The sequence below is a fragment of the Brevundimonas sp. P7753 genome, from assembly GCF_013386595.1.
GTDB lineage: Bacteria > Pseudomonadota > Alphaproteobacteria > Caulobacterales > Caulobacteraceae > Brevundimonas > Brevundimonas bullata.
Map to the genome: position 1 here is coordinate 39797 of NZ_JACARP010000012.1, position 23254 is coordinate 63050.

Here is a 23254-nt window from a genome sequence, read left to right on the forward strand (position 1 = left end):
TAAAGGGTGTCAACTAATCCCATTGAGGCCCATCTGATCCCATGCTATCCCACAGCCTCATGAGTAGGGGCTGTCGCCCGACGCGTGGATGTTTCAACGGACTTCAGGGGCGGGCCGAACGGCTCGATTGGGCAAAGCGTGTTTCTCTCGACCTACGAGAAGCAGCTGGACGGCAAGCGCCGTCTCTTGATCCCCCAGGAATTCCGCACGGCCGAAAACGGCGCGGAACACGGCGTCTTCTGCTTCCCCTCCATCGAAGCCGATTGCCTGGAAGCGGGCGGCGACAAGCTGTTCGCCGAATACCGCGCCGTCATCGAAAGTCTGCCCTTCGGCGACCCCTACCGCTCGGCGCTGGAAGCCTCGATCTTCGGCGAGCAGAAGCCGCTGGCCTATGACTCGGGCGGCCGCATCACTCTGCCGGAACATCTGTGCGCCGAGGTCGAGCTGTCCGACACGGTCGTCATCTACGGCGTCGGCGAGCGTTTCCAGATCTGGAACAAGGACAAGTGGGCCGCGCACCGCGCGGAGCAGCGCCGCATGGCGCGCGAGGGCCTGAAGCAGTTCGGTGAAATGCGCCGTCAGGCTGCGGTCGCCAAGACCGGAGGGGCAGCATGACGTCGCCTCACGCTCCTGTCCTGCTGGCCGAAGTTCTTGAAGCCCTGAACCCGCAGCCCGGCGATGTCGTCATCGACGCCACCTTCGGCGCCGGCGGCTATACCCGCGCCATCCTGGATCGCGGCGCCCAGGTCATCGGTCTGGATCGCGATCCGACCGTTCAGCCGCACGCCGATGCGGTGGCCGCCGCCTATCCGGGCCAGTTCCAGCTGATCCGCACGCCCTTCTCGGGTCTGTCTGAAGCCTTCGCCGAGAGCGGCAAGGCCCAACTGGACGGCGCCGTCTTCGACATCGGCGTCTCGTCGATGCAGCTGGATCAGGCCGAGCGCGGCTTCTCCTTCATGCGCGACGGGCCGCTGGACATGCGCATGGGCGATACGGGGCCGACCGCCGCCGACATCGTCAACACCTGGGACCACGGGCCGATGGCCCACATCTTCAAGCAGTACGGCGACGAGCGTCAGTCGGGCCGCGTCGCCACCGCCATCCTGCGCCGCCGCGTCGAGCAGCCGTTCAGCCGCACGCTGGATCTGGCTGAAGTGGTCGAAAAGGCCCTGGGCGGTCGTCGCGGCGCGCCGATCCATCCCGCGACCCGCGTGTTCCAGGCCCTGCGCATCGCCGTCAACGACGAGCTGGGCGAGCTGGAACGCGGCCTGGAAGCCGCCGAGGCGACCCTGGCGCCGGGCGGGCGTCTGGTCGTCGTCACCTTCCATTCGCTGGAAGACCGCATCGTCAAGGCCTTCATGACCGAGCGCACCGGCAATGCGCCCGGCGGCTCGCGCCATGCCCCGGTCGCGGTGGAACTGCGTAAGCCCAGCTTCGACCTGATGTTCAAGGGCGCGCGCGAGGCGGGCGAGGCCGAGCTGGCCGCCAACCCCCGCGCCCGTTCGGCCAAGCTGCGCGCGGCGATCCGCACTGAGGCGCCGGCCTGGGGCGCGATCGAGGGTCGGGCCGGCAAGGGCAAACGCGCATGATCGCCGTGCCCGTCCCGGTCAAGCGCCTGTTCGACTGGAAGGTCCGCGGCGTGCGCTGCGTCGAGATCATCGGCGTGGTCTGTGTCGCCGCCCTGGTCTTCTCGGTCTATATCGCCAAGGCCGCCGCCGCGCGCGAAAGCGCCGAGATCAGCCGCATCGAGAGCGAGATCCGCGAGAACCGCCAGCGGGTCCGCCTGCTGCGCGCCGAGGCGACCCGGCTGGAGCAGCCCGCCCGGCTGGAGGCTCTGTCGCGTGAAATCGGCCTGGGGCCGGTCGATGTCCGTCGTCAGGCGGTCGAGGCCGGTCTGCCCGCCATCGCGCCGCCGCCGGTCGTCGCCGCTGCGCCCGCGCCCGTGGCGGTCGCGCCCGCAGCGCCTGCTGCTGAACCCGTAGTCGAGGGGAGCCTGCATTGAGCGTGCATGATCACCACGGCATGGACTATCGCCGTCCCGCGCCGGGCCGTCCGCAGCCGCGCGCTCAAGGCCCGTCGGTCGGCGGTCTTTTCGCCGCCTGGGGGCGCTGGGTCGCCTCCTGCGTCTGGTGGATGGAGCACTCGTTCGAGCGCGCCCGCGCCGACGGTCGCCCGGAAGAAGACACCCGCGTCCGCATCTTCCTGATCATGGCGGTCTTCTGCGCCGTCTTCGCCTGTCTGGCCCTGGGCGCGGCCCACGCGGCCCTGTTCGCGCCGCGCGGCGCGGCGGGCGCGGGCTTCAACGCCAACGCCCTGACGCGCGCCGATCTGGTGGATCGCAACGGCCAGCTGCTGGCCACCAACATCACCCACTACGGCCTCTATATCGACCCGCGCGAGATCTGGGACCCGGCCAGCGCCAAGGCCCAGCTGCGCCGCGCCGTGCCGCGCATCTCGGCCAAGCGCCTGGACCGCGTGCTCAGCGGCGACCGTCGTCTGCTGGCCCTGAACGGCCTGACCCCGTCCGAGCGCAGCGCGGTTCACGCCCTGGCTTTGGGCGGCGTCTCGTTCGAGCCCGAGGATCGCCGCGTCTATCCGCTGGGCACCTCGGCGGCCCACCTGATCGGCCGCGCCGACACGGGCGGCGAGGGCGTGTCGGGTTCTGAGCTGGCCTTCAATCAGGAAATCCGCGCGGCGGGCGCCGCCGGCGAGGACTTCCAGCTGTCGATCGACCTGCGCGTTCAGGGCGTGGTCGAGAACGAGCTGGCCGCCGCCGCCGAGGCCGCCGGGGCCAAGGGCGCGGTCGCCGTGGTCACTGACGTTCAGACCGGCGAGGTCCTGGCCATGGCCAGCTGGCCGACCTACGACGCCAACCGCCGCAACAGCGCGCCCGAAGAGGCCCTGCTGAACCGCGTCACCTCGGCCCACTATGAAATGGGCTCGGTGTTCAAGAGCTTCACCGTCGCCGCCGGCATCGACACCGGCCGCGCCGACATGAACACCCTGTTCGACGCCTCCCAGGCCCTGCAGATCGGCAAGCGCCGCATCAAGGACTTCCACGCCACCAACAAGGTGCTGACGCTGGAAGAGGTCTATCTGCACTCGTCCAACATCGGCACCTCGCGTCTGGCCGTCGAAATGGGCGGCGACGTGATGCGTGAATACTTCCAGCGGTTGGGCCTGCTGGACGCGGCGCCGATCGAACTGAAGGAATCGGCCCGTCCGTCGCACATCCGCAAATGGGACGACTCGACCCTGGCCTCGCTGTCCTTCGGCTACGGCATCATGGTCACGCCGATCCAGTATGTGGCCGCCTACGCCTCCCTGGCCAACGGGGGCCGCTATGTGCCCCTGACCCTGCGCAAGGGCGGCCTGCCCAACGCCCGCACGCGTCAGGTCGTCTCGCCCGAGACCTCGGCCACCATGCTGGACCTGATGCGCCGCAACGTGACGCGCGGCTCGGGCCGATTCGCTGATGCCGCAGGCCTGCGGGTCGGCGGCAAGACGGGCTCGGCCAACAAGCTGGTCAACGGTCGCTATGACCCGACCCACGCCGTCGGCTCCTTCGCCGCCGTCTTTCCCGCCGACGGCCCGGTGACGGCCAAGCGCTATACGATCTTCGTCCTGGTGGACGAGCCGTCCTCCTATCCGCGCACCGGCGGCTATGTCGCCGCGCCCGCCGTCGGCAAGATCGCCGACCGCATCGCCCCCTTCCTCGGCGTCGAGCGCAAGGCCGACCGCTGGTCCACCGCTCTCGGCGAAAAGATCCCCGAGTTCCAGGACGTCGAGGGCGACGGCCGATGAGCGCGCCCCAAAACGCCCTGCGTCTCTCTGAACTGCTGCGTCGCGACGTCAGCTCGGACCCCGAGATCACCTCGGTCACGTCCGACAGCCGCAAGGTCGCGCCGGGCGCCCTGTTCGTGGCCCTGCCGGGCTCGGCCGCCGACGGTCGCGCCTTCATCCCGCAAGCTCTGGCTCGCGGCGCCGCCGCCATCCTGGCCCCGTCCGACACCCCGGCGGGCGCCGCGCCCCTGCTGGTGACTTCGGGCGACGTGCACCGCGCCTATGCCCTGGCCGCGCGCAGCTTCTACGGCGCCCAGCCCAAGACCTGCGTCGCCATCACCGGCACCAACGGCAAGACCTCGGTGGCCAACTTCTGCCGCCAGATCTGGGCGGGCCTCGGCCACAAGTCGGCCAGCATGGGCACCCTGGGCGTCGTCGGTCAGAAGGGCGAGCAGACCTACGCCCTGACCGGCCCCGGCCTGACCAGCCCCGACGCCGCCGAAGCCGCGCGCCTGCTGGCCGAACTGGCCGCCAAGGACGTGACCCACCTGGCGCTGGAGGCCTCGTCGCACGGTATCGACCAGCGCCGTCTGGACGGCGTGGCCATTCGCGCCGCCGGCTTCACCAACCTGACCCAAGACCACCTCGACTATCACGGCGACATGGCCGCCTACCGCGCCGCCAAGCTGCGCCTGTTCGAGGCTCTGCTGCCGCGCGGCCGGACCGCGGTGCTGAACGCCGACTCCGACGCCTATTCGGCCTTCGCCTCGGCTTCGATCATGGCGGGTCTGGGCGTCATGGGCGTGGGCGAGCGCGGGCGCGACCTGTCGTTGATCGCGCGCCGGGCCACGCCGGAAGGCCAGCGCCTGACCATCGATGCGCGCGGCCGCATCCACGACATCCTGCTGCCGCTGGCCGGGGCCTTCCAGGCCTCGAACGCTCTGGTCGCGGCGGGCCTGTGCATTGCGGGCGGCGAAGACCCCGACCGCGTCATCCCGGCGATGGCGTTCATTCGCGGCGCCCAGGGCCGTCTGCAACGCATCCCCGGCGAAAGCGCGCGCGGCGGCGAGGTCTATGTCGACTACGCCCACACGCCTGACGGTCTGGAGACAGTGCTCAACGCCCTGCGCCCGCACGCGACGGGCCGTCTGATCGTCGTCTTCGGCGCCGGCGGCGACCGCGACCGCGCCAAGCGGCCGATGATGGGCGAGATCGCCGGTCGTCTGGCCGACGTGGCCATCGTCACCGACGACAATCCGCGTTCCGAAGACCCCGCCGCCATCCGCGCCCAGGTCCGCGCCGGCTGCCCCGACGCTTTGGAGATAGGCGACCGCCGCGAAGCCATTCGCCACGCCGTATCGCTGATGCGTGAAGGAGATGTGGTCGTGATCGCCGGAAAAGGGCATGAACAGGGACAGATCGTCGCCGGGGTGATCCATCCCTTCGACGACGCCACCGAAGCGACTGAAGCCCTGCGCGATCATGCCTGACATCCAAACCCCGCTCTGGACCGCCGAAGCCATCGCCTCGGCGACCGGGGGGACACTTCATGGACCCGACGCCGCCCAAGACATTGGCGTTTCGGGCCTGACCTACAACAGCCGCGAGATCGCGCCCGGCGACCTGTTCCTGGCCCTGCACGGCGCCCGCGACGGGCATGAGTTCGCTGCCGCCGCCTTCGCCGCCGGCGCGACCATGGCCTTGGTCGATCGCCCGGTCGAGGGCGGGCCTTACGTCCTGGTTCCCGACACGCTGAAGGGGCTGGAGGCCATGGGCGTCGCCGCCCGCGACCGCGCCCGCCTGCGCGGCGCCGTCACCGGCAGCGTCGGCAAGACCAGCGTGACCCAGGCGATCAAGGCGGGCCTCGACCTCGCCGGCTCTGCCCACGCCTCGATCAAGAGCTACAACAACCACATCGGCGTGCCGCTGACCCTGGCGCGGATGCCGCACGGCACGGAACGCGCGGTGTTCGAGATCGGCATGAATGCGCCGGGCGAGATCGGGCCTCTGTCGAAGTTCGTCCGCCCGCACGCCGCCTGCGTCACCACGGTCGGCCCGGTCCATATCGAAGCCTTCGCCGACGGAGAGGCCGGCGTGGCGCGCGAAAAGGCGACCATCTTCGAGGGCCTGGTCCCCGGCGGCGTGGCCGTGATCAACGCCGCTGACGCCCATGCCGATCTGGTGCGTCAGGCGGCGGTGGATGCCGGCGCGGTCGTTCAGACCTTCGGCTCTGGCGCGGGTTGCGACGCCCGTCTGCTGGGCTTCAAGGCCGACGCCGAGGGCGCGCGCGTCACCGCCGAGATCGACGGCCATCGCCTCGACTACCGGCTGGCCCAGTCGGGCGTGCACTGGGGCCTGAACAGCCTCTGCGTCATCCTGATGCTGCGGGCGCTGGACGTGTCGCTGGACACAGCCTTGCAGGCGCTTGCCGGTTTCCAGCCTCTGGCGGGACGCGGCCAGCTGAAGACGGTCGCCATCCCCGGCGGCACCTTCACCCTGATCGATGAAAGCTACAACGCCAATCCCCTGTCGATGAAGGCGGGCTTCCTCAGCCTAGGGGCCAGGCCGGTGCCTGAGGGCGGACGCCGCGTCGTCATCCTGACCGACATGCTGGAACTGGGCGAGCACAGCCGCGCCCTGCACGAAGGCCTGATCCAGCCCATCGCCGCCGCCGGTCTGGACGTCGTCCACGCCGCCGGGATGGAGATGCGCCGTCTTCACGACGCCCTGCCCCCGTCGCGGCGCGGCCTGTGGCGCGCCACCGCCGCCGAACTGGCCGCTGAGGCGAACAAGCTGGTCGGCCCCGGCGACATCGTCATGGTCAAGGGCTCGAACGGGTCCAAGGCCTCGCTGGTCGCGGCCGCGCTTGCAAATCTCGGCTCAGCCGATCAAGGCAACAACCCCTCAGGCAGCGGCGCGCCGCGCGCGACGCGATAGGGTCACTCAAGAATGTTCTACCTGCTCTATCTCTACTACGCGGACATTGCGCAGGAATATCCGCTGCTGCACCTGATCCAGTATCAGACCGTGCGCGTCGCCCTGGCCATGGCCACAGCCATGATCGTCGCGGTCGCCATGGGCAGCCGCTTCATCAACTGGATTCGCGCCAAGCAGGGCCGAGGCCAGCCGATCCGTGAGGACGGCCCGGTTTCGCACCTGTCCAAGGTCGGCACCCCGACCATGGGCGGGCTGATGATTCTGGCGGGCATCGGCGTGGCGGTCTTCCTCTGGGGCGACCTGACCAATCCCTATATCTGGATCGTCTCTGGCGTGACGGCGGCGTTCGGCGTGCTGGGCTTCATCGACGACTACGCCAAGGTGACCAAGCAGACCTCGGCGGGTCTGACCTCGAAACAGAAGCTGGCGGCCCAGGCGGTCGTCGCCGTGATCGCCGGCGTGCTGACCGTGGTCTGGATGACCTATTCCCCGACCTCGCCGGGGCTTGAGACCTCGATCGCCTTTCCCTTCCTGAAGGCGGTCCTGCTGAACATCGGCTGGTTCTATGTGGCCTTCGCCGCCTTCACCATCATCGGCTTCTCCAACGCCGTGAACCTGACCGACGGTCTGGACGGCCTGGCCATCGTGCCGGTCATGATGGCGGCGGGCGCCTTCGGCATCATCTCCTATCTGGTCGGCAACTTCGTCTTCGCCGAGTATCTGCAGGTCCACCACGTGCCCGGCTCGGGCGAGCTGGCCATCTTCTGCGCCGCCATGATCGGCGGCGGCATGGGCTTCCTCTGGTACAACGCCCCCCCGGCCAAGATCTTCATGGGCGACACGGGCTCGCTGGCCCTGGGCGGCGCGCTCGGCTCCATCGCCGTGGCCACCAAGCACGAGCTGGTGCTGGGCATCGTCGGCGGCCTGTTCGTGGTCGAGGCGGCCTCGGTCATGATCCAGGTCGGCTACTTCAAGCTGACCGGCAAGCGCATCTTCCTGATGGCCCCCATCCACCACCATTTCGAGAAGATGGGCTGGCCGGAATCCACCGTGGTCATCCGCTTCTGGATCGTCGCCGCCATGCTGGCGCTGCTCGGTCTGGCCACGCTGAAGCTGCGATGACAGCCTTCTCCGCTGCGTCATCCTCGCCCTTGTGGCGAGGATCCAGACCCTCGACGTTCGACGTTGAGGCAGGATGGCTGGCGTCTGCGCTTCTGGTTCCTCGGGACAGGCCCGAGGATGACGGAGGTCAGGGATGATCCCGGTTCCCGGCTTCGAGGGCAGACGCGTCGCGGTCTTCGGCCTGGGCCGGTCCGGGATCACCGCCGCGCGCGCGCTTCAGGCCGGCGGCGCCGTCCCCGTCCTGTGGGACGACGGCGTCTCGGGCCGGATGCAGGCCGAGGCCGAGGGCTTCCTCGTCGAGGACCTGACCCGCGCCGACTGGTCGGGCTTCGCCGCCCTGGTCCTGTCGCCGGGCGCGCCCCTGACCCATCCCAAGCCGCACTGGACCGTCGAGCGCGCCCATGCGGCGGGCGTGCCGGTCATCGGCGACGTCGAGCTGTTCGCGCGCGCCCTGGACGCCCTGCCCAAGGACCAGCGCCCCCGCGTCGTCGCCATCACCGGCACCAACGGCAAGTCGACCACCACGGCCCTGATCGGCTGGGTGCTGAAGTCGGCAGGCCTGAGCGTCCACATCGGCGGCAATATCGGCATCGGCGTCCTGGCCCTGCCGGCCCCGACGCCCGACGCCGTCTATGTCATCGAGGTCTCGTCCTATCAGCTGGACCTGACCACCAGCTTCGCGCCCGACGTGGCCATCCTGACCAACATCAGCCCCGACCATCTGGACCGCCACGGCGGCATGGAGGGCTATGTCGCGGCCAAGCAACGCATCTTCCAGGCGCAAGGGCCGGAAGCGCTGGCGCTGGTCGGCGTTGACGAGGCCTGGGGGCAGGGGATCGCAAGCGACTTGCGCGCGCAGGGACGGCGGGTCTGCACGGTTTCCACCCTTTCCGTCATCCCGGGGCCGGGCGCGCAGCGTTCGGAACCCGGGACCCAGACGGTTGCTCATGTCGCCGAGGCCTGGGTTCCGGGTTCGGCTACGCCGCCCCGGAATGACGGCATGGAAGCCGCGCCCGGCAGGCTGAGCCTCGACGGCCAGCCCGTCGCCGACCTCGCCGCCGCCCGCTCGCTCCCCGGCCGTCACAACGCCCAGAACGCCGCCTTCGCCTATGCCGCCGCCCGCGCCCTGGGCGTGTCGCATGACGCGGCGGTCGAGGGCCTGATGACCTTCCCCGGTCTGGCGCACCGGATGGAGGCCGTGGGCCGTCTCGACGGCGTCCGCTTCATCAACGACTCCAAGGGCACCAACGCCGACGCCGCGCGTCAGGCGCTCGCCTCCTACCCCTCCGTCTTCTGGATCGCAGGCGGCAAGGCCAAGGAGGGCGGCATCGAAGCCTTGCGCGACCTCTTCCCCCACGTCGCCAAGGCCTATCTGATCGGCGAGGCCGCCGAGGCGTTTGCTGAAACCCTCGGCGGCACCCCGCACATCGTCGCCCACACCATGGAGCGCGCGGTCGAAATGGCCGCCGCCGACGCCGCGAAGGCCGGGGGCGAGCAGGTCGTCCTCCTGTCCCCGGCCTGCGCCAGCTTCGACCAGTTCCCCGATTTCGAGGTGCGGGGCGAAGCCTTCCGCGCCGCCGTCCTGGCGCTGGGCGCGAAAGCGGAGCCCGCCGCATGAGCCAGAGCTACAGCCATCCCTTTTCGCGCAATGATCAGAGCCTGATCGCGCGCTGGTTCTGGACCGTGGATCGTGGCCTGCTGGGCGCGGCCCTGACCCTGGTGGCGCTCGGCGTATCGCTCAGCTTCGCCTCCAGCCCCGCCGCCATCCTGGCCGACGAGTCGATCACCGATCCCTTCCACTATTCCTGGCGGATGATCGTCTGGGCTTCGATGGGGACGACCGTCATGCTGACGGCGTCCCTACTGTCGCCGCGCGGGGTGCGGCGCATCGCCGTCTTGGCCCTGTTCGGCGCCATCGTGGTCATGGCGGCCCTGCCGTTTATAGGCGACACGGTGAAGGGCGCCGCACGCTGGGTGAACCTCGGCCCGTTCAGCCTTCAGCCGTCCGAGTTCGCCAAGCCCGGCCTGATCGTCTTCGCCGCCTGGATGTTCGCCGAGGCCCAGAAGGGGCAGGGGGTTCCGGGCGTCAGCATCGCCTTCGGCCTATGGGCCCTGACGGTCGGCCTGCTGCTGATTCAGCCAGACATCGGCCAGACCCTGCTGATCACCACCACCTTCATGGCCGTCTTCTTCATGGCCGGGGTTCCGCTGAAATGGGTCGCCGTCATCGCCGCCATGGGGGCGGGCGGGGTGGTGTCGCTCTACTTCACCTTCAGCCACATGCGCGACCGCCTCAGCCGCTTCCTGTCGCCCGAGACGACCGACACCCATCAGATCGACCGCGCCTCCGAGGCCATCCGCGCCGGCGGCCTGGTCGGGCGCGGCATCGGCGAGGGGGTGATGAAGCGCCGGGTGCCCGATCTGCACACCGACTTCATCTATTCGGTCGGCGCCGAGGAGTTCGGCCTGATCCTCAGCCTGTTCATGATCGGCCTCTACGCCTTCATCGTCATCCGCGGGATGAAGAAGGCGATGAAGCTGAACGACCCGTTCGAGCAGACGGCGGCGGCTGGCCTCTTCATGTTGATCGGGCTTCAGGCCTGCATCAACGTCGCGGTGAATCTGAACCTGATCCCGACCAAGGGCATGACGCTTCCCTTCATCAGCTATGGCGGCTCGTCGATGATGGCCATGGGCCTGACCATGGGGTTTGCGCTGGCCCTGACGCGGCGTCGTCCGGGGGCCTATGAGCCAGGCTCCAACATCTCCCCGCCGCGTCGTCGCCTGCTGCCCTGACGCGTCTTCGTCATCCCGGAAGCCCGAAATGGCTATCCGGGACCGCTCCATACGCCGCGTTTGTGGCGGTCCCGGCTCTTGGCCTGCGGCACGGGCCGGGATGACTATCTGATTTGAGGTTCTCATGACTGAGAAGAACAAGGTCTGCGTCGTCGCCGCCGGGGGCACCGGGGGTCATATGTTCCCCGCCGAGGCCCTGGCCCGCGAGCTGGCCTCGCGCGGCTGGCGCGTGGTGCTGGCCACCGATGCGCGCGGCGAGCAGTACGCCCACGCCTTTCCCGCCGAGGAACGTCTGGCGTTGGACGCCGCGACCGGCAGCGGCCCCATCGGCCTGCTGAAGGCGGGCCTGGCCATCCTCAAGGGGGTGGGGCAGGCGCAGTCCGCCTTCGCCCGCATCGGCGCGGACGTGGTCGTCGGCTTCGGCGGCTACCCTTCCGCCCCCGCTCTGGTCGCCGCCGTGGCCACGCGTCGCCCGACCTTGATCCATGAACAGAATGCGGTGCTGGGCCGCACCAACCGGATGCTGGCTCCGGCGGTCGGCACGGTGGCCTCGGCCTTCCCGACCCTGGGCCGCGCCCCGGCCAAGGTGAAGGCCCGCGCCAAGCTGGTCGGCAATCCGGTCCGCCCCGACATCCGCGCCCTGTTCGACCGCGCCTATGTCGCGCCCGCCGGCGACGGCCCGATCCATGTCCTCGTCACCGGCGGCAGCCAGGGCGCCCGTATCCTGTCCGAGACCGCGCCCCGCGCGCTGGCGGCCCTGCCCGAGGCCATCCGCAACCGCCTGAAGGTCCAGCAGCAGTCGCGCCCCGAGACGCTGGAAAGCGCGCGTCAGATATACCTGGAGGCCGGCATCAACGCCGAGGTCGCCCCCTTCTTCCGCGACATGGCCGACCGCCTGTCCAGGGCGCATCTGGTCGTCGGCCGCGCCGGGGCCTCGACCTGTTCGGAACTGGCCGTCGCGGCGCTTCCGTCCGTGCTGATCCCGCTGAAGATCGCCATGGACGACCACCAGACCCTGAACGCCCGCGCCCTGTCCGACGCCGGCGCCGCCCGCGTCATCGCCGAGGACGACGTGACGGTGGACAGCCTGACCGCCGCCCTTAGCGATATCCTGTCCGACCCGACGAAGCTGACCGCCATGTCCGCCGCCGCCCGCTCGGTGGCTATTCCAGACGCCGCCGCGCGCCTGGCCGACCTGGTCGAAGCGGCAATCTGATCCGCGTCTTTCCTCCCTGTTCGCGGAGCGAATGGGGAGGTGGATCGGACGCGCAGCGGACGAGACGGAGGGGGCGACTCGACGTCGACCCTCTGTGCCGCCCCCTTCACCGCTAAGCGGTCCCCCTCCCCACGATGTGGGGAGGAAAGAGGGCGTGGCCGTGCGCGGAGAAGCTGGCTAGGCTGCGCTCATGCCCCAGTTCGTGACCAACCTGACCAACAAAGTCTTCGCCCTGTGGAACCAGTTCTACTGGCTGCCGGAATGGGCAGTGATCACCATCATCACCGCGGTTTTCGTCTTCATCGGCTGGGCGGCGAACCAGGTGGTCTTCGCCCTGCTCAAGCTGGCCGTGCGCAAGCGCGACCTGTTCTGGAAAGGCATGGTGGGCCGCGCCCGGCTCAAGGTCCGCATCGCGGTGATGATCATCGCCCTGGCCCTGGCCGTCACGGTGTCGCCGCTGGACCCTGAACCCTCGCTGTTCATCCGCCGGACCCTGCTGTTCGCCTTCATCCTGGTGTGCGGCTGGATGATCGCGGGCGCGGTGGACATGGGGGCCATCGTCCATCTGCGTAAGTTCAACATGGAGGCCGAGGACAACCTCTACGCCAGGAAGCACGTCACCCAGACGCGCATCCTGCAACGCGTCGCCGCCATCCTGATCGGCCTGGTCACGCTGGGGCTGGCCCTGCTGACCATTCCGGGCGTGCGCCAGTGGGGCATGTCGCTGCTGGCCTCGGCGGGCGTGGTCGGCATCGTCGCCGGTCTGGCGCTGCAACCCTTCCTGACCAACCTGATCGCCGGCATCCAGATCGCCACGGCCCAGCCGATCCGCCTTGACGACGCCGTCATCGTCGAGGGCGAATGGGGCCGGGTCGAGGAGATCACCTCCACCTATGTCGTGGTCAAGCTGTGGGACTGGCGGCGGATGATTCTGCCGCTGACCTATTTCATCCAGAAGCCGTTCCAGAACTGGACCCGCGACAACGCCAGCCTGATCGGGGTCGCCTTCCTCTATGTGGACTACGAGGCGCCGATCGACCGGCTGCGGGTCAAGCTGGAGTCCATCGCCCACGCCTCGCCGCTGTGGGACGGCGACGTGGTCTCCTTGCAGGTCACGGACATCACCGAGCGGGTCGCCCAGGTCCGCTGCCTGACCAGCGCCAGAAACGCCTCGCTCGCCTTCGACCTGCGCTGCGAGGTGCGCGAGAAGATGTTGGCCTTCATGCGCGATGAATGTCCCCAGGCCCTGCCGCGCGATCGGGTGGACCTGGATCGGAACGCGACGCCTCGTGATCCTGAACTGGGGCAGGGCGTCTAAGCCGCTCGCAGTCACGCCGTCATCCTCGGGCTTGACCCGAGGATCGAGTGTCGGGGCTCGCTCGACCTTACCGATGTCGCGGAAGCGGATAACCCGATCCTCGGGTCAAGCCCGAGGATGACGGCAGATGGGCACGAGAACCTCAGTCTTGCATCCGTTCGCGCCCGATCCGCACCGCATCGGCCGTGCTGACCGCATCAATCGCCCGCGCATCGGCCCCGCACGCCACCGCCGCCAGTTCCGCCGCATCCCCGCCGGGCGCGATGGCGTAGGGCGCTGACTTCGTCGGCGTGATCGGCCCCTCGGTCCCGTCCGCCTTCAGCGAGGCGAAGTCGAGCCGGTCCGCCGTCTGGGCCGCGCAGTCGAACCGCCACCAGGACCAGCCGCCGACATAGGCCGCGTCGCCGATGACCATGTCCTCCTCGCTGACCTGTAGCGAGCGCATCCGCACCCCGTCGCTATCGGGCGTTATCGAGGCCACGTCGGCGAAGATGGCGAAGCGCCCGACGCCGGTCAGGACCAGACGATGCTCTGGGGTCAGCTGCGGGGTGGTCAGGAGGCTCAGGATCAGCAAGGCGAGGGTCATGCCGCCTTCGTAACCGGGTGTTGACCGCCAGACGATAGGCTTCGTCCATGACGCGCTTCATGACGCTGGATTTCACCGACGACGACGGCCCCGCCCTGCTGGATCGGGTGGCGAGGCTGGCGCGTGGTCCCTACGCCTATGTCGTCACGCCCAACGTCGACCATGTCGTCAAGCTGATGGAAGGCCGGGTGGATCGTGAGGTCTATCAGGGGGCCGACCTCAAGCTCTGCGACAGCCGCATCCTGGGCCATCTGGCCCGGCTGCGCGGCAAGCGGCTGGCGGTCTATCCGGGCTCGGACATGACCGCGGACCTGCTGGCCTCCGACGCCGCCGAACAACTGGCCATCGCCGTCTTCGGCCCTGATCGCGCCGCTTTCGACGATCTGGCCGCGCGCTACCGGAAGGCGCGCCTGAGCTTCCTGGACGCCCCCGTTCTGACGCCCGGCGCACCCGCCTGGGACAGGGCCGTGGGGGAGGTTCTGGCCGCCGATTGGGATGTGCTTCTGACCTGCATCTCCTTTCCGAAGCAGGAGCGGTTCGCCTATGCGCTTCGGGTGGCCGGTCGTCCCCATGGCGTGGCCCTGTGCGTCGGGGCCTCGGTCGATTTTCTGACGGGTCGTCAGCAACGCGCGCCGCGCCTGTTCCAGAAACTCTCGCTGGAGTGGCTCCATCGCCTGCTCAGCCAGCCCCGCCGGATGTTTCGTCGCTATGTCGTCGAGGGACCGGCGATCCTGGGCTGGTTCATACGGATCGAAGTGCTGGGGTCTCGCGCGCCTTAGCCCGCCACGATCTGCTCGGCCTGGTTCAGGTTGACGCTGACCAACTGGCTCATGCCGCGCTCCGGCATGGTGACGCCGTACAGGCGGTCCATCCGGCTCATGGTCACCGGGTTGTGGGTGATGACGATGAAGCGGGTGTCGGTGCGCGACCGCATCTCGTGCAGCATCCGGCAGAAGCGGTCGACGTTGGCGTCGTCCAGCGGCGCGTCGACCTCGTCCAGCACGCAGACGGGCGCCGGATTGGCCAGGAAGACGCCGAAGATCAGCGCCGCCGCCGTCAGGGCCTGCTCGCCGCCGCTCATCAGGCTCATGACCGACAGCCGCTTGCCGGGCGGGCAGGCGTAGATCTCAAGCCCGGCTTCCAGCGGATCGTCGCTCTCGACCAGCTTCAGCTCGGCCTGGCCGCCGCCGAACAGAGCCTCGAACAGGGCCTTGAAGTTGGCGTTGATGACGTCGAACGCCGCTGTCAGCCGCTCGCGGCCTTCGGCGTTCAGTTCGTCGATGCCGTCGCGCAGCTTGGCGATGGCCTGGGTCAGGTCGATGCGTTCCGACTTCATGGCGCCCAGACGTTCGCCGTATTCGGCGGCCTCTTCCTCGGCGCGCAGGTTGACCGCGCCCAGGGCCTCGCGCTCGCGCTCCAGCCCGGACAGCAGGCTCTCGGCGCCGGCCGTGTCGGGCGGGCGGGCGATGGCGTCGTCCAGCAGCTTCTGGCCCAGTTCGTCCGGCGACATCTGCGCTGTCTCGCGCAGGGTGGCTTCGGCCTCGACCAGACGTTCAGAGGCGGCCTCGGCGCGCACGGCCAGACCGGCGCGGGCCTCGCGCGCGGCGCCGGCGGTGGCCTCGGCGGCGCGGCTGGCGCGGTCGCTGTCGCCCGCCGTGCTCTCGGCCAGGGACAGGGCCTCGGCGGCGGCGCTCTTGCGCGTCTCGGCGGCGATCAGGGCGTCCATCAAGGCGCCGCGCTGCTCGGCGAAGCCCTGGGGCGCGATCTCGGCCTGTTTCAGCAGAGCTGAGGTCTTGTCGGCGTCCTTGCCCAGGGCCGCGACGCGGGCGGCGCTGTCCTTGGAGCGCCCGGCCCAACCGGCGTGGGCCCGGCTCAGGCTGCCCAGACGCTGTTCGCGCCCGGCGCGGTCTCTGGCCTCCTCGTCGCGGGTCGAGCGCGCGGTCTGGGCCGCCTGCCGCGCCGCATCCGCCGCCACGCGAGCCGCAGCCAGTTCGTCGCGCAAGCCAGCGATGGTCTCCGACGGCGCCTCGACGCTCTGCGCGGCCTCCAGCGCGGCCTTGGCCTCGGCCACCTCGCCGTCCAGACGGGCGACCGTCTCGTCCAAAGCCTGGGCGCGAGCTTCGCGCCGGGTCTGGTCGCGCATCAGGCTTTCGACCCGGTCGCGTGCTGACGTCACGGCCTTGTCGGCGGCGAAGGGCTTGAGGCGGGCGGTCTTGACCGCCTCTTCCGCCGCGCGGAAGGCCTCGGTCGCCGCCTTCTGAGCCGTCTGCGCCGCTTCCAGCGCGGGCTTGCCCGTGTCGATCTCGGCTTCCAGCTCGGCCAGCCGCGTGCGCTGGGCCAGACGCACGGCGGCGGGACGCGGGGCCTCTGCGCGGCTGACGAAACCGTCCCAACGATAGAGGTCGCCCTCGACCGTCACCAGGCGGGCGCCGGTCGGCAACAGCTTGGCCAGACGGGCCGCATCGGACTGGCTGGCGACGCCGCACAGGGCCAGACGCGCGGCCAGCTCGGCGGGCGCGCTCACATGGTCGGCCAGCGGGGCCACGCTCTCGGGCCAGACGGGGGAAGTGGCCTCGGCGCCGGCCCAGTGGGCGGTGGCGCGGGCGTCCAGCGCCGCATCCAGATCATCGCCCAGAGCGGCGGCCAGAGCGGCCTCGTAACCCTTGGCCGCCGACACCTTGTCCAGAGCGGGCGGGTGGTCGCGCTTGCCCGTGACCAGCAGTTGCGCCAGGCCCCGCGCCTCGGTCTGCAAGCGACCCAGCCGGTCCTCGGCGGCGCGGGCCGCAGTGCGGGCCTCGGCCTCGGCACGGGCCAGGTCACCGCGCGCGGCTTCGGCGGCCTCGACGGCTTCGCGGGCGGCGGTCAGATCGGCTTGCGCCGTTTCCAGCGCCGTGCGGGCGGTCGCCAGTTCCGGCGTTTCCAGCGGACCCAGGGCTTCGCGTTCACGCTTCGCCTGATCGTGTTGGCCGACGACGCGGGCCAGACGGGCCTCGGCGTCGCGCTTCCTGGCGCTCTCGGCGTTGGCGCGGGCCTCCACGGCGGCCAGGGTCCCGGCCAGTCGTTCGACCTCGCCGTCGGCGGCCTTGCGCGCGTCTTCGGCGACCAGCAGCGCCTTTTCCAGCTCGGGTCCGCGCTCCGGCGCGGCGGCGATCTCGGCCTTGAGCCTGGTCAGTTCGTGATCCAGCCGGTCCAGCTCGCGCTTCGCGTCGGCGGCCATGCCCTCCTCGCGCTCGACGTCGGCGGCGATGCGGGCCGCCTCGGCCTTCAGCCGGTCGACCTCGGCGCGGGCGGCCTGTTCGGCCATGTCGAGGCGGTCGCGCTCCAGCGTCGCCCGGTGGAGCAGGGCGCCGGCCACGGCGTCTTCTTCCCGCGCCGGCTTCATGGCGTCCTGCGCCTTCAGGGCCTCGGCCTCGGCCTTGGTCGCGGCCGCGCCGGCCTCGGCCACGGCGCGATCGGCGTCGCGCAGTTCCTGGGCCGCGATTTCCGCCGCCGCCTTGGCGTCGTTCCAGCGGACATAGAGCAGGGCGGCCTGCAAGGCGCGGATCTCGGCCGAGATCTTCTTGTACTTCTCGGCCTGACGCGCCTCGCGCTTCAGCCGGTTCAGCGCGGTTTCAAGCTCGCGCCCGATGTCGTCCAGCCGGTCCAGATTGGCCTCCGCCGCCTTGAGGCGCAGCTCGGCCTCGTGCCGCCGGGTGTGCAGACCCGACACGCCGCCGGCCTCTTCCAGAATCCGTCGACGATTCTGCGGCTTGGCGGCGATCAGTTCGGAAATCTGGCCCTGCCGCACCAGGGCGGGGGAGTTGGCTCCGGTTGAGGCGTCGGCGAACAGCAGCTGCACGTCGCGGGCGCGGACCTCCTTGCCGTTGATGCGATAGGTCGAGCCCTGACCCCGGTCGATGCGGCGCGAGACCTCCAGCACAGGACTGTCGGTAAAGGGCTGGGGCGCGCGCTTCTGGGCGTTGTCGATGGTCAGGACGACTTCGGCGTGGCTGCGCGGCGGACGGCCCGCAGCCCCGGCGAAGATGACGTCGTCCATGCCCTGGCCGCGCATGGCCTTGGCCGAGTTGGCGCCCATGACCCAGCGCAGGCTTTCCAGCACGTTGGACTTGCCGCAGCCGTTAGGCCCGACGACGCCGGTCAGGCCCGCCTCGATCTGGACTTCCGCCGCGTCGACGAAGGATTTGAAGCCGACGAGCTTCAGTCTCTGGAACTGCATCGGCGGGGGCTTAGCGCCCCTTGAGCAGCGGGTCTATGGCCGCCGACAGGGTTTCGAGCGAATGGTCTGAGGCGCGCACGCCGTTGACGAAGAAGGACGGGGTGCCTTCCACGCCTGCCGCCACGGCGGCCTCGACGTCGCGTTGCAGGGCCTGCCCCGTGGCGGGGTCGCCCAGGCAGGCTTCGATCTGGGCCTGGGTGCGTCCGCTGACGCTGATGGCGCCGGTGTACCAGTCGCGGGCGTCGCCGCTGGCGAAGGCGGCGGATTGAGCGGCCATCAGGTAGTGGGCCACGTCAAAGAACTTGCCCGGCGCGGCGCAGCGTCCGATGGCGGCGGCGGTAGCCGCCACCTGGACCGGCTGGGTCGGCAGGTCGCGGAACACCAGCCTGACCTTGCCCGTGTCGATATAGCGAGCCTTGAAGGCCGGGAGGACATCATTGGTCCAGGCCGCGCAGTGGCTGCAGGTGAAGGAGGCGTACTCAATCACCGTCACGGGGGCGTCAGCGCGACCCAGCACCCGGTCCGCGGCGGTCACCGCCGGAACGGCGGCCAGGGTTGCGGTCGTCGCCTTCGCCGAAGGCGTGTCGGCGGCGAAGGCGGCAGGCGCGACGGCCAGCACGACGACCGTCGCCAGGACGGTCGAGGCCAGGGTTTTGAGCATATCCGGTCGCGCCTGCTTCATCATTTTACTTGGCCAGTTCCGCGTCGATGGCTTCCGACAGGCCCGACAGGCTGCTGTCGACGACCTTGGCGCCGTTGACGATGAAGGTCGGGGTGCCGGTCACGCCGGCGTCGAGGCCGGCCTTGATGCGGTTGCTCATCTCTTCGATGGCGGCCTTGTCGCTGATGCAGGCCTCGGTCTGCTCCTGGGTCAGACCGGCGGCGGCTGCGGTGCGGAACAGGGTGGTGCGCGGCGGAACGCCGGCCGCCCATTCCTTCTGGCTGGCCATGATGTCGTGCATGACGTCGAAGTATTTGTCTTCACCGGCGCAGCGCGCGATCAGGAATCCGGCGACGGCGATGTCCTGCGGCGGGGTCGGGAACTCGCGGAAGACGTAGCGGACCTTATTGGTGTCCACATACTTGGTCTTGAACTCGGGCCAGACTTCCTCGTTCCACACGGCGCAGTGGCCGCAAGTGACCGAGGCGTATTCGACGACCGTGACCTTGGCGTCGGCGCCGGCGCCCAGGGCCATGTCGCCCTTGGCCTCGCCGCCGGTCTTGGCGGTGCAGCCGGCGACGGTCGCCATGGCGGCCAGGGCGGCGGCGGTCAGGGCCGCGCGGCGGCTCATCGAAGCGTAACGGAACGTAGCCATGGATCGTCCTTGGGCGAGGGTGTGACTCTGAAGGATGGCGCGATTCCCTGGGACGCGCGCGATCCGCTTAGTTCTCGAGAACAGGTGCGGCGAAGGTTTGTCAACGGCGCTCGTTTTCGGGGGGCTGCGACAGCACCGCGCGACCCAGCTTGCGCAAGGCGGCTTTCAGGCTGTCCGGCGCATCCTCGACCGAGGTGGCCAGTTCGGCCTCGACCGAGGCGGGCAGTGGCGGCAGGACCCTCTTGCCGCGCGCCCTCGGCTTGGCGCCGGCGACGGGCAGGGGCTTGACCGGCCCCTGGGCGATGCGCAGCCGCTCGACCGATCCGGCGCCGAGAAACAGGTTCACCCGCTGGATGATGTCCTCGGACTGGTGCTGCACCAGCAGGGCGGCGGGGCCGGCCACGCGCAGCTCCAGCGTGCCGCCGGCGGTCCCGCGACCCTTGGTCAGCTTCTGCGGGCGGGTGACTCGCGCCAGGCGCTCGCCGACGATCTCGACCCAGCGCGGCTCCAAGGCGCCGGCGCCACGCCCGAACTGGGCGTCCAGCTTCTTGATCAGCGGGGCCAGCGACCGACCCGCCGGGGGCGGCGGGCGCAATGGCGGGCGTGTCCGGCGACGGGCCAGGATTTCGCGGGCTTCGCTTTCGGTGGGCAGAGGACGACGCATTCGCGCACCATAGCGTCATCCCGGCCGAAGCCGAAGGGCGTAGAGCCGCGACCGCCCCAGATGCTGTCGTTTCCTGCGGTCCCGGATAAGCGCTGCGCGCTTTCCGGGATGACGCTATGAAGGCGGCTCATGCCTGACGTCTCTTCCCTCCGCGCCGCCCTGCTTGATTGGTACGACGCCCATGCGCGCAGCCTGCCGTGGCGCGCGCCGCCGGGGTCGGGGACGCGCACCGATCCCTACCGGGTCTGGCTGTCCGAGGTCATGCTGCAGCAGACCACGGTGCCGCACGCCGCCCCCTATTTCGAGCGCTTTACGACGCGCTGGCCGACGGTCCGCGATCTGGCGGCGGTCGAGGATTCCGAGTTGATGGCCGCCTGGGCGGGGCTGGGCTACTACGCCCGGGCGCGCAACCTTCTGGCCTGCGCCCGCGCCGTGGCACGCGATCACGGCGGCGTCTTTCCCGACAGCGAGGCGGCGCTTCTGGCCCTGCCGGGGGTGGGCGCCTATACCGCCGCCGCCGTGGCCACCATCGCCTTCGACCAACCGGCCAACGTCGTCGATGGCAATGTTGAGCGGGTCATGAGCCGCCTGTTCGCGGTCGAGACGCCGCTGCCCGCCGCCCGACCCGAGCTGAAGCGTCTGGCCGCCCTGTTCGTCAGCGACGAGCGTCCCGGCGACTGGCCCCAGGCCCTGATGGATCTGGGCTCGGGCGTCTGTCGGCCCAAGTCGCCGTCGTGCGAGCTCTGTCCCCTGGCCTTCGGCTGCGAGGGCTTGAAGGCTGGCGAGCCGGCCCGCTACCCGCTCAAGGTCAAAAAGGCGGAGCGACCGCATCGCCTGGGCCACGCCTTTGTCCTGCGCGACGGCGAGGGCCGGATCGGTCTGGTGCGACGGCCCGACAAGGGGCTGCTGGGCGGCATGGTCGGCCTGCCCACCTCGGACTGGAGCGCGACGCCGGACTTTATGGCCCCTGTCGACGCCGACTGGGTCGAAGTCGGGGCCGTCGAACACGTCTTCACCCACTTCAGCCTGACCCTGACGGTTCACGTCGGGGCCGGGGACGGCGATGACTTCCTCTGGACCGAGGCGGAAGACGCGCTGGCCTCTCTGCCGACGGTGTTCAGGAAGGCGCTGGAACGGGGGCTGGCGGCCTAACCCGCCACCCGCAGGTTGACCACGCCGCTCTTCTCGTGGGGCATGACGACGACCCGGCCGTCCAGGCGCTGGAAATTCAGGTCTATGACGCCGCCGCCGACCTCCAGATCGCTGACGGTCAGCCGGTCCAGGCCGATCGGCAGGGCGGGTTTGGTGATTTCGACCAGACTTTCGGCGGCGTTGATCGACACGCCGAGCACGGCCTGCAGCATCAGGAAAACCGACCCCGCCGCCCAGGCCTGGGGCAGGCAGGCGACCGGGTAGGCGATGGGCGGCTCGCCTGTCTCGCGGATGAAGCCGCAGAACAGCTCGGGCAGGCGCAGGTGGAAATGCGACGCCGCGCCAAACACCTCGCCCAGCAGCATGGCCACCGCCCGCCGCTCACCGTAGCCGGCCATGCCCGCCGCCGCCATGGCCGTGTCGTGCGGCCAGACCGAGCCGTTGTGATAGCTCATCGGATTGAAGCGCGTCTGGCCCTTGCCCAGGGTCCGCAGGCCCCAGCCCGAGCGGAACTCGGCCGTCAGCATCCGCCGCGTCACCCGATGCGCCCGCTCCTGCGTGGGCAGGCCGCTGAACATCAGATGCCCGGCGTTGGAGCCGATGGCGCGGCACTGCTCGCCGTCGCCGTCGAGGGCTATGGCGTAGAAGCCCTCGTCCTCCATCCAAAAGCGATCCTCGACCAGGGCGCGCACCGCCTCGGCTCGCGCCTGCCATTGCGGCGTCCGCTCGTCTCCCAGATGGGCGCCCATCTCGGCCAGGGCCTTCCAGGCGGCGAAGGCGTAGCCCTGGACCTCCAGCAGGGCGATTGGCCCCTTGGGGAAGCGACCGTCGGCGTAGAAGATGGAGTCCTCGCTGTCCTTCCAGCCCTGGTTGGCCAGGCCTGTATCCGCCGCCCGGGCGTAGTCGATCAGCCCGTCGCCGTTACTGTCGCCGTAGTCGGTCATCCAGCCCGCCGCCGCGATCAGGTTGGGCCACAGGGCGCGGATGGTCTCCAGGTCGCCGGTGCGTTTGGCGTAGGCGCCGGCCAGGGCGATGAACAGGCAGGTGGTGTCGACCCCGCCGTAATAGAGGCCGAACGGGACTTCGCGCAGCGCGCTCATCTCTCCGCCGCGCGTCTCGTGCATAATCTTGCCGGGGGCGGAATCCATGAAAGCGTCGACCTCGGTCGCCTGTCGCGCCGCCAGATAGGTCAGGACCCCCTTGGCCAAGCTGGGGTCGATCCACAGCATCTGCCAGGCGGTGATGATGCCGTCCCGCCCGAACGGGGTCGAGAACCACGGCACGCCGGCATAAGGATAGGGGCCGGTCGGCAGGTCGGTGGTCAGCAGGGCTACGTCCGTCCGCGACTGGGTCAGCCAGTCGTTGACGCGCGGATTGCGCGGTGCCTGGACGCTGGCGCCGCGCCTCAGCCGCCGACGCATGGCCAAACGGGCTTGGATGGCGTTCCAGCGCCAGCGGTCCTTGTCCGGCGCTTCGCAGACGTCGAGCCCGCATTCGATGAACAACTCCAGCTTCTTGCCCTTGGGCAGGCTGAACATGAACTCCGCCCGGTTGGGGCTGAGCCGCGCCGGCGGCTCGGAAAAGGCCAGGCAACTGGTCCTCAGAACACCATCCAGTCCCGTGTAGCCGAAGGTGACGCGGCGCCCGTCCATGACCGGGGCGTGGATCTCGCCGCGCGCCGCCCGCTGCGTGCCACGCACCTGAAAGATGTCGGCGAAGTCGGCCCCGAACTCGAAGGCCAGAGGCAGCAGGATGTCCTCGATGCCGTGGTTGACCATCCGCACCCGCTCGAACAGCCTCTTGTCCCAGAGAAAGCGCCGCCGCTCCAGATGCAGCACCCCCGCCGGGGCGGAACGCCCGCCCATGGGGGGCAGGGGCCGGTTGGTCGAATGGCAGGTGAAGAAGACATTGTCCTCGGTCACGCCGGAACTGAGCCGCGACGGCCGCGCCCGACCCACGGTCAGGACGAAGTGCGACAGCAGCCGCGTGTCCTGATCGAACAGGCCGTCGGCGCCGCTCTTCACATCGCCCCAGTGGTCCGCGACCAGAAAGGTGTCGCGATCCTTCAACGCCATCAGGGTTTCAAGCCCGTCCTGGTCGTTGTTGTCGGCGGCGGTGGTCTGGACTGAATAGGCGTCGTCCATGCTC

General features: G+C 69.9%; 19 protein-coding genes. 13 read left to right on the plus strand and 6 right to left on the minus strand.

Annotated elements, in window-relative coordinates:
- Nucleotides 1-138 precede the first annotated feature (138 nt).
- From HX774_RS02705 to HX774_RS02755, 11 genes are all read left to right on the plus strand, one after another.
- A complete protein-coding gene (locus tag HX774_RS02705; RefSeq protein ID WP_178823996.1) occupies nucleotides 139-615 on the plus strand; it encodes a division/cell wall cluster transcriptional repressor MraZ in 477 nt (158 codons plus the stop codon).
- Nucleotides 612-1589, plus strand: coding sequence for a 16S rRNA (cytosine(1402)-N(4))-methyltransferase RsmH (rsmH, locus tag HX774_RS02710; protein WP_178823998.1), 978 nt, complete (start codon nucleotides 612-614; stop codon nucleotides 1587-1589). Before HX774_RS02705 ends, rsmH begins: the two co-directional genes overlap by 4 nt.
- Entirely contained in the window at nucleotides 1586-2002 is a 417-nt protein-coding gene (locus tag HX774_RS02715) for a cell division protein (RefSeq protein ID WP_178824000.1), read from the plus strand. The genes rsmH and HX774_RS02715 overlap by 4 nt, the downstream gene beginning before the upstream one ends.
- Before the next feature lie 20 nt (nucleotides 2003-2022).
- A complete protein-coding gene (locus HX774_RS02720; protein WP_255499956.1) occupies nucleotides 2023-3804 on the plus strand; it encodes a penicillin-binding protein 2 in 1782 nt (593 codons plus the stop codon).
- Entirely contained in the window at nucleotides 3801-5273 is a 1473-nt protein-coding gene (locus HX774_RS02725; protein ID WP_178824005.1) for a UDP-N-acetylmuramoyl-L-alanyl-D-glutamate--2,6-diaminopimelate ligase, read from the plus strand. The genes HX774_RS02720 and HX774_RS02725 overlap by 4 nt, the downstream gene beginning before the upstream one ends.
- Nucleotides 5266-6720, plus strand: a complete 1455-nt coding sequence (gene murF, locus HX774_RS02730; protein ID WP_178824007.1) for a UDP-N-acetylmuramoyl-tripeptide--D-alanyl-D-alanine ligase — start codon at nucleotides 5266-5268, stop codon at nucleotides 6718-6720. Before HX774_RS02725 ends, murF begins: the two co-directional genes overlap by 8 nt.
- Nucleotides 6721-6732: 12 nt before the next feature.
- Nucleotides 6733-7842 carry a phospho-N-acetylmuramoyl-pentapeptide-transferase gene (mraY, locus tag HX774_RS02735; RefSeq protein WP_114816154.1) on the plus strand — a complete coding sequence of 370 codons (1110 nt, stop codon included), beginning with the start codon at nucleotides 6733-6735 and terminating at the stop codon, nucleotides 7840-7842.
- Between the two features lie 133 nt (nucleotides 7843-7975).
- A complete protein-coding gene (murD, locus tag HX774_RS02740) occupies nucleotides 7976-9460 on the plus strand; it encodes a UDP-N-acetylmuramoyl-L-alanine--D-glutamate ligase (protein WP_178824009.1) in 1485 nt (494 codons plus the stop codon).
- On the plus strand, nucleotides 9457-10638 hold the full coding sequence (locus HX774_RS02745) for an FtsW/RodA/SpoVE family cell cycle protein (RefSeq protein WP_114816156.1): 1182 nt from the start codon (nucleotides 9457-9459) through the stop codon (nucleotides 10636-10638). Before murD ends, HX774_RS02745 begins: the two co-directional genes overlap by 4 nt.
- Before the next feature lie 124 nt (nucleotides 10639-10762).
- On the plus strand, nucleotides 10763-11854 hold the full coding sequence (murG, locus tag HX774_RS02750; protein WP_178824011.1) for an undecaprenyldiphospho-muramoylpentapeptide beta-N-acetylglucosaminyltransferase: 1092 nt from the start codon (nucleotides 10763-10765) through the stop codon (nucleotides 11852-11854).
- 190 nt (nucleotides 11855-12044) lie between these two features.
- Complete coding sequence (locus tag HX774_RS02755; protein ID WP_178824013.1) at nucleotides 12045-13172, plus strand: mechanosensitive ion channel family protein; 1128 nt, start codon at nucleotides 12045-12047, stop codon at nucleotides 13170-13172.
- Nucleotides 13173-13314: 142 nt separating this feature from the next.
- On the opposite strand, the gene HX774_RS02760 is transcribed toward HX774_RS02755, so the two are convergent.
- The gene (locus HX774_RS02760; RefSeq protein ID WP_178824015.1) at nucleotides 13315-13758 is read right to left on the minus strand and encodes a hypothetical protein; all 444 of its coding nucleotides are present in this window, start codon (nucleotides 13756-13758) and stop codon (nucleotides 13315-13317) included.
- Nucleotides 13759-13805: 47 nt separating this feature from the next.
- Between HX774_RS02760 and HX774_RS02765 the strand changes: the two genes are divergently transcribed.
- Entirely contained in the window at nucleotides 13806-14537 is a 732-nt protein-coding gene (locus HX774_RS02765) for a WecB/TagA/CpsF family glycosyltransferase (protein ID WP_178824017.1), read from the plus strand.
- Here the strand turns inward: HX774_RS02765 and smc are convergent.
- The 4 genes from smc to HX774_RS02785 all read right to left on the minus strand — a co-directional run bounded on the left by smc (nucleotide 14534) and on the right by HX774_RS02785 (nucleotide 19954).
- Nucleotides 14534-17974, minus strand: coding sequence for a chromosome segregation protein SMC (gene smc / locus HX774_RS02770; protein WP_178824019.1), 3441 nt, complete (start codon nucleotides 17972-17974; stop codon nucleotides 14534-14536). The genes HX774_RS02765 and smc overlap by 4 nt on opposite strands.
- 10 nt (nucleotides 17975-17984) lie before the next feature.
- Nucleotides 17985-18635 (minus strand): DsbA family protein, encoded by a 651-nt coding sequence (locus HX774_RS02775; protein WP_114816162.1) that lies wholly within the window; start codon nucleotides 18633-18635, stop codon nucleotides 17985-17987.
- A 25-nt stretch (nucleotides 18636-18660) separates the two neighbouring features.
- Nucleotides 18661-19290, minus strand: coding sequence for a DsbA family protein (locus tag HX774_RS02780; protein WP_178824021.1), 630 nt, complete (start codon nucleotides 19288-19290; stop codon nucleotides 18661-18663).
- Between the two features lie 100 nt (nucleotides 19291-19390).
- Nucleotides 19391-19954, minus strand: coding sequence for a DUF721 domain-containing protein (locus HX774_RS02785; RefSeq protein WP_178824023.1), 564 nt, complete (start codon nucleotides 19952-19954; stop codon nucleotides 19391-19393).
- Nucleotides 19955-20083: 129 nt separating this feature from the next.
- Between HX774_RS02785 and mutY the strand changes: the two genes are divergently transcribed.
- A complete protein-coding gene (gene mutY, locus HX774_RS02790; RefSeq protein ID WP_178824025.1) occupies nucleotides 20084-21106 on the plus strand; it encodes an A/G-specific adenine glycosylase in 1023 nt (340 codons plus the stop codon).
- Here mutY and HX774_RS02795 read toward each other — a convergent pair.
- Nucleotides 21103-23250 (minus strand): amylo-alpha-1,6-glucosidase, encoded by a 2148-nt coding sequence (locus HX774_RS02795; protein ID WP_178824028.1) that lies wholly within the window; start codon nucleotides 23248-23250, stop codon nucleotides 21103-21105. The genes mutY and HX774_RS02795 overlap by 4 nt on opposite strands.
- Nucleotides 23251-23254: the final 4 nt, after the last annotated feature.

Excerpts from the sequence above, each read along its gene's own strand:
- HX774_RS02765 (WP_178824017.1), top strand. The coding sequence starts at position 13,806 with ATGACGCGCTTCATGACGCTGGATTTCACCGACGACGACGGCCCCGCC.
- HX774_RS02745 (WP_114816156.1), top strand. The coding sequence starts at position 9,457 with ATGAGCCAGAGCTACAGCCATCCCTTTTCGCGCAATGATCAGAGCCTG.
- mraY (WP_114816154.1), top strand. The coding sequence starts at position 6,733 with ATGTTCTACCTGCTCTATCTCTACTACGCGGACATTGCGCAGGAATAT.
- HX774_RS02725 (WP_178824005.1), top strand. The coding sequence starts at position 3,801 with ATGAGCGCGCCCCAAAACGCCCTGCGTCTCTCTGAACTGCTGCGTCGC.
- HX774_RS02720 (WP_255499956.1), top strand. The coding sequence starts at position 2,023 with ATGGACTATCGCCGTCCCGCGCCGGGCCGTCCGCAGCCGCGCGCTCAA.
- HX774_RS02760 (WP_178824015.1), bottom strand. The coding sequence starts at position 13,758 with ATGACCCTCGCCTTGCTGATCCTGAGCCTCCTGACCACCCCGCAGCTG.
- HX774_RS02775 (WP_114816162.1), bottom strand. The coding sequence starts at position 18,635 with ATGCTCAAAACCCTGGCCTCGACCGTCCTGGCGACGGTCGTCGTGCTG.
- HX774_RS02715 (WP_178824000.1), top strand. The coding sequence starts at position 1,586 with ATGATCGCCGTGCCCGTCCCGGTCAAGCGCCTGTTCGACTGGAAGGTC.
- HX774_RS02795 (WP_178824028.1), bottom strand. The coding sequence starts at position 23,250 with ATGGACGACGCCTATTCAGTCCAGACCACCGCCGCCGACAACAACGAC.
- HX774_RS02785 (WP_178824023.1), bottom strand. The coding sequence starts at position 19,954 with ATGCGTCGTCCTCTGCCCACCGAAAGCGAAGCCCGCGAAATCCTGGCC.
- rsmH (WP_178823998.1), top strand. The coding sequence starts at position 612 with ATGACGTCGCCTCACGCTCCTGTCCTGCTGGCCGAAGTTCTTGAAGCC.
- murD (WP_178824009.1), top strand. The coding sequence starts at position 7,976 with ATGATCCCGGTTCCCGGCTTCGAGGGCAGACGCGTCGCGGTCTTCGGC.
- smc (WP_178824019.1), bottom strand. The coding sequence starts at position 17,974 with ATGCAGTTCCAGAGACTGAAGCTCGTCGGCTTCAAATCCTTCGTCGAC.
- HX774_RS02755 (WP_178824013.1), top strand. The coding sequence starts at position 12,045 with ATGCCCCAGTTCGTGACCAACCTGACCAACAAAGTCTTCGCCCTGTGG.
- murF (WP_178824007.1), top strand. The coding sequence starts at position 5,266 with ATGCCTGACATCCAAACCCCGCTCTGGACCGCCGAAGCCATCGCCTCG.
- mutY (WP_178824025.1), top strand. The coding sequence starts at position 20,084 with ATGCCTGACGTCTCTTCCCTCCGCGCCGCCCTGCTTGATTGGTACGAC.
- murG (WP_178824011.1), top strand. The coding sequence starts at position 10,763 with ATGACTGAGAAGAACAAGGTCTGCGTCGTCGCCGCCGGGGGCACCGGG.
- HX774_RS02780 (WP_178824021.1), bottom strand. The coding sequence starts at position 19,290 with ATGGCTACGTTCCGTTACGCTTCGATGAGCCGCCGCGCGGCCCTGACC.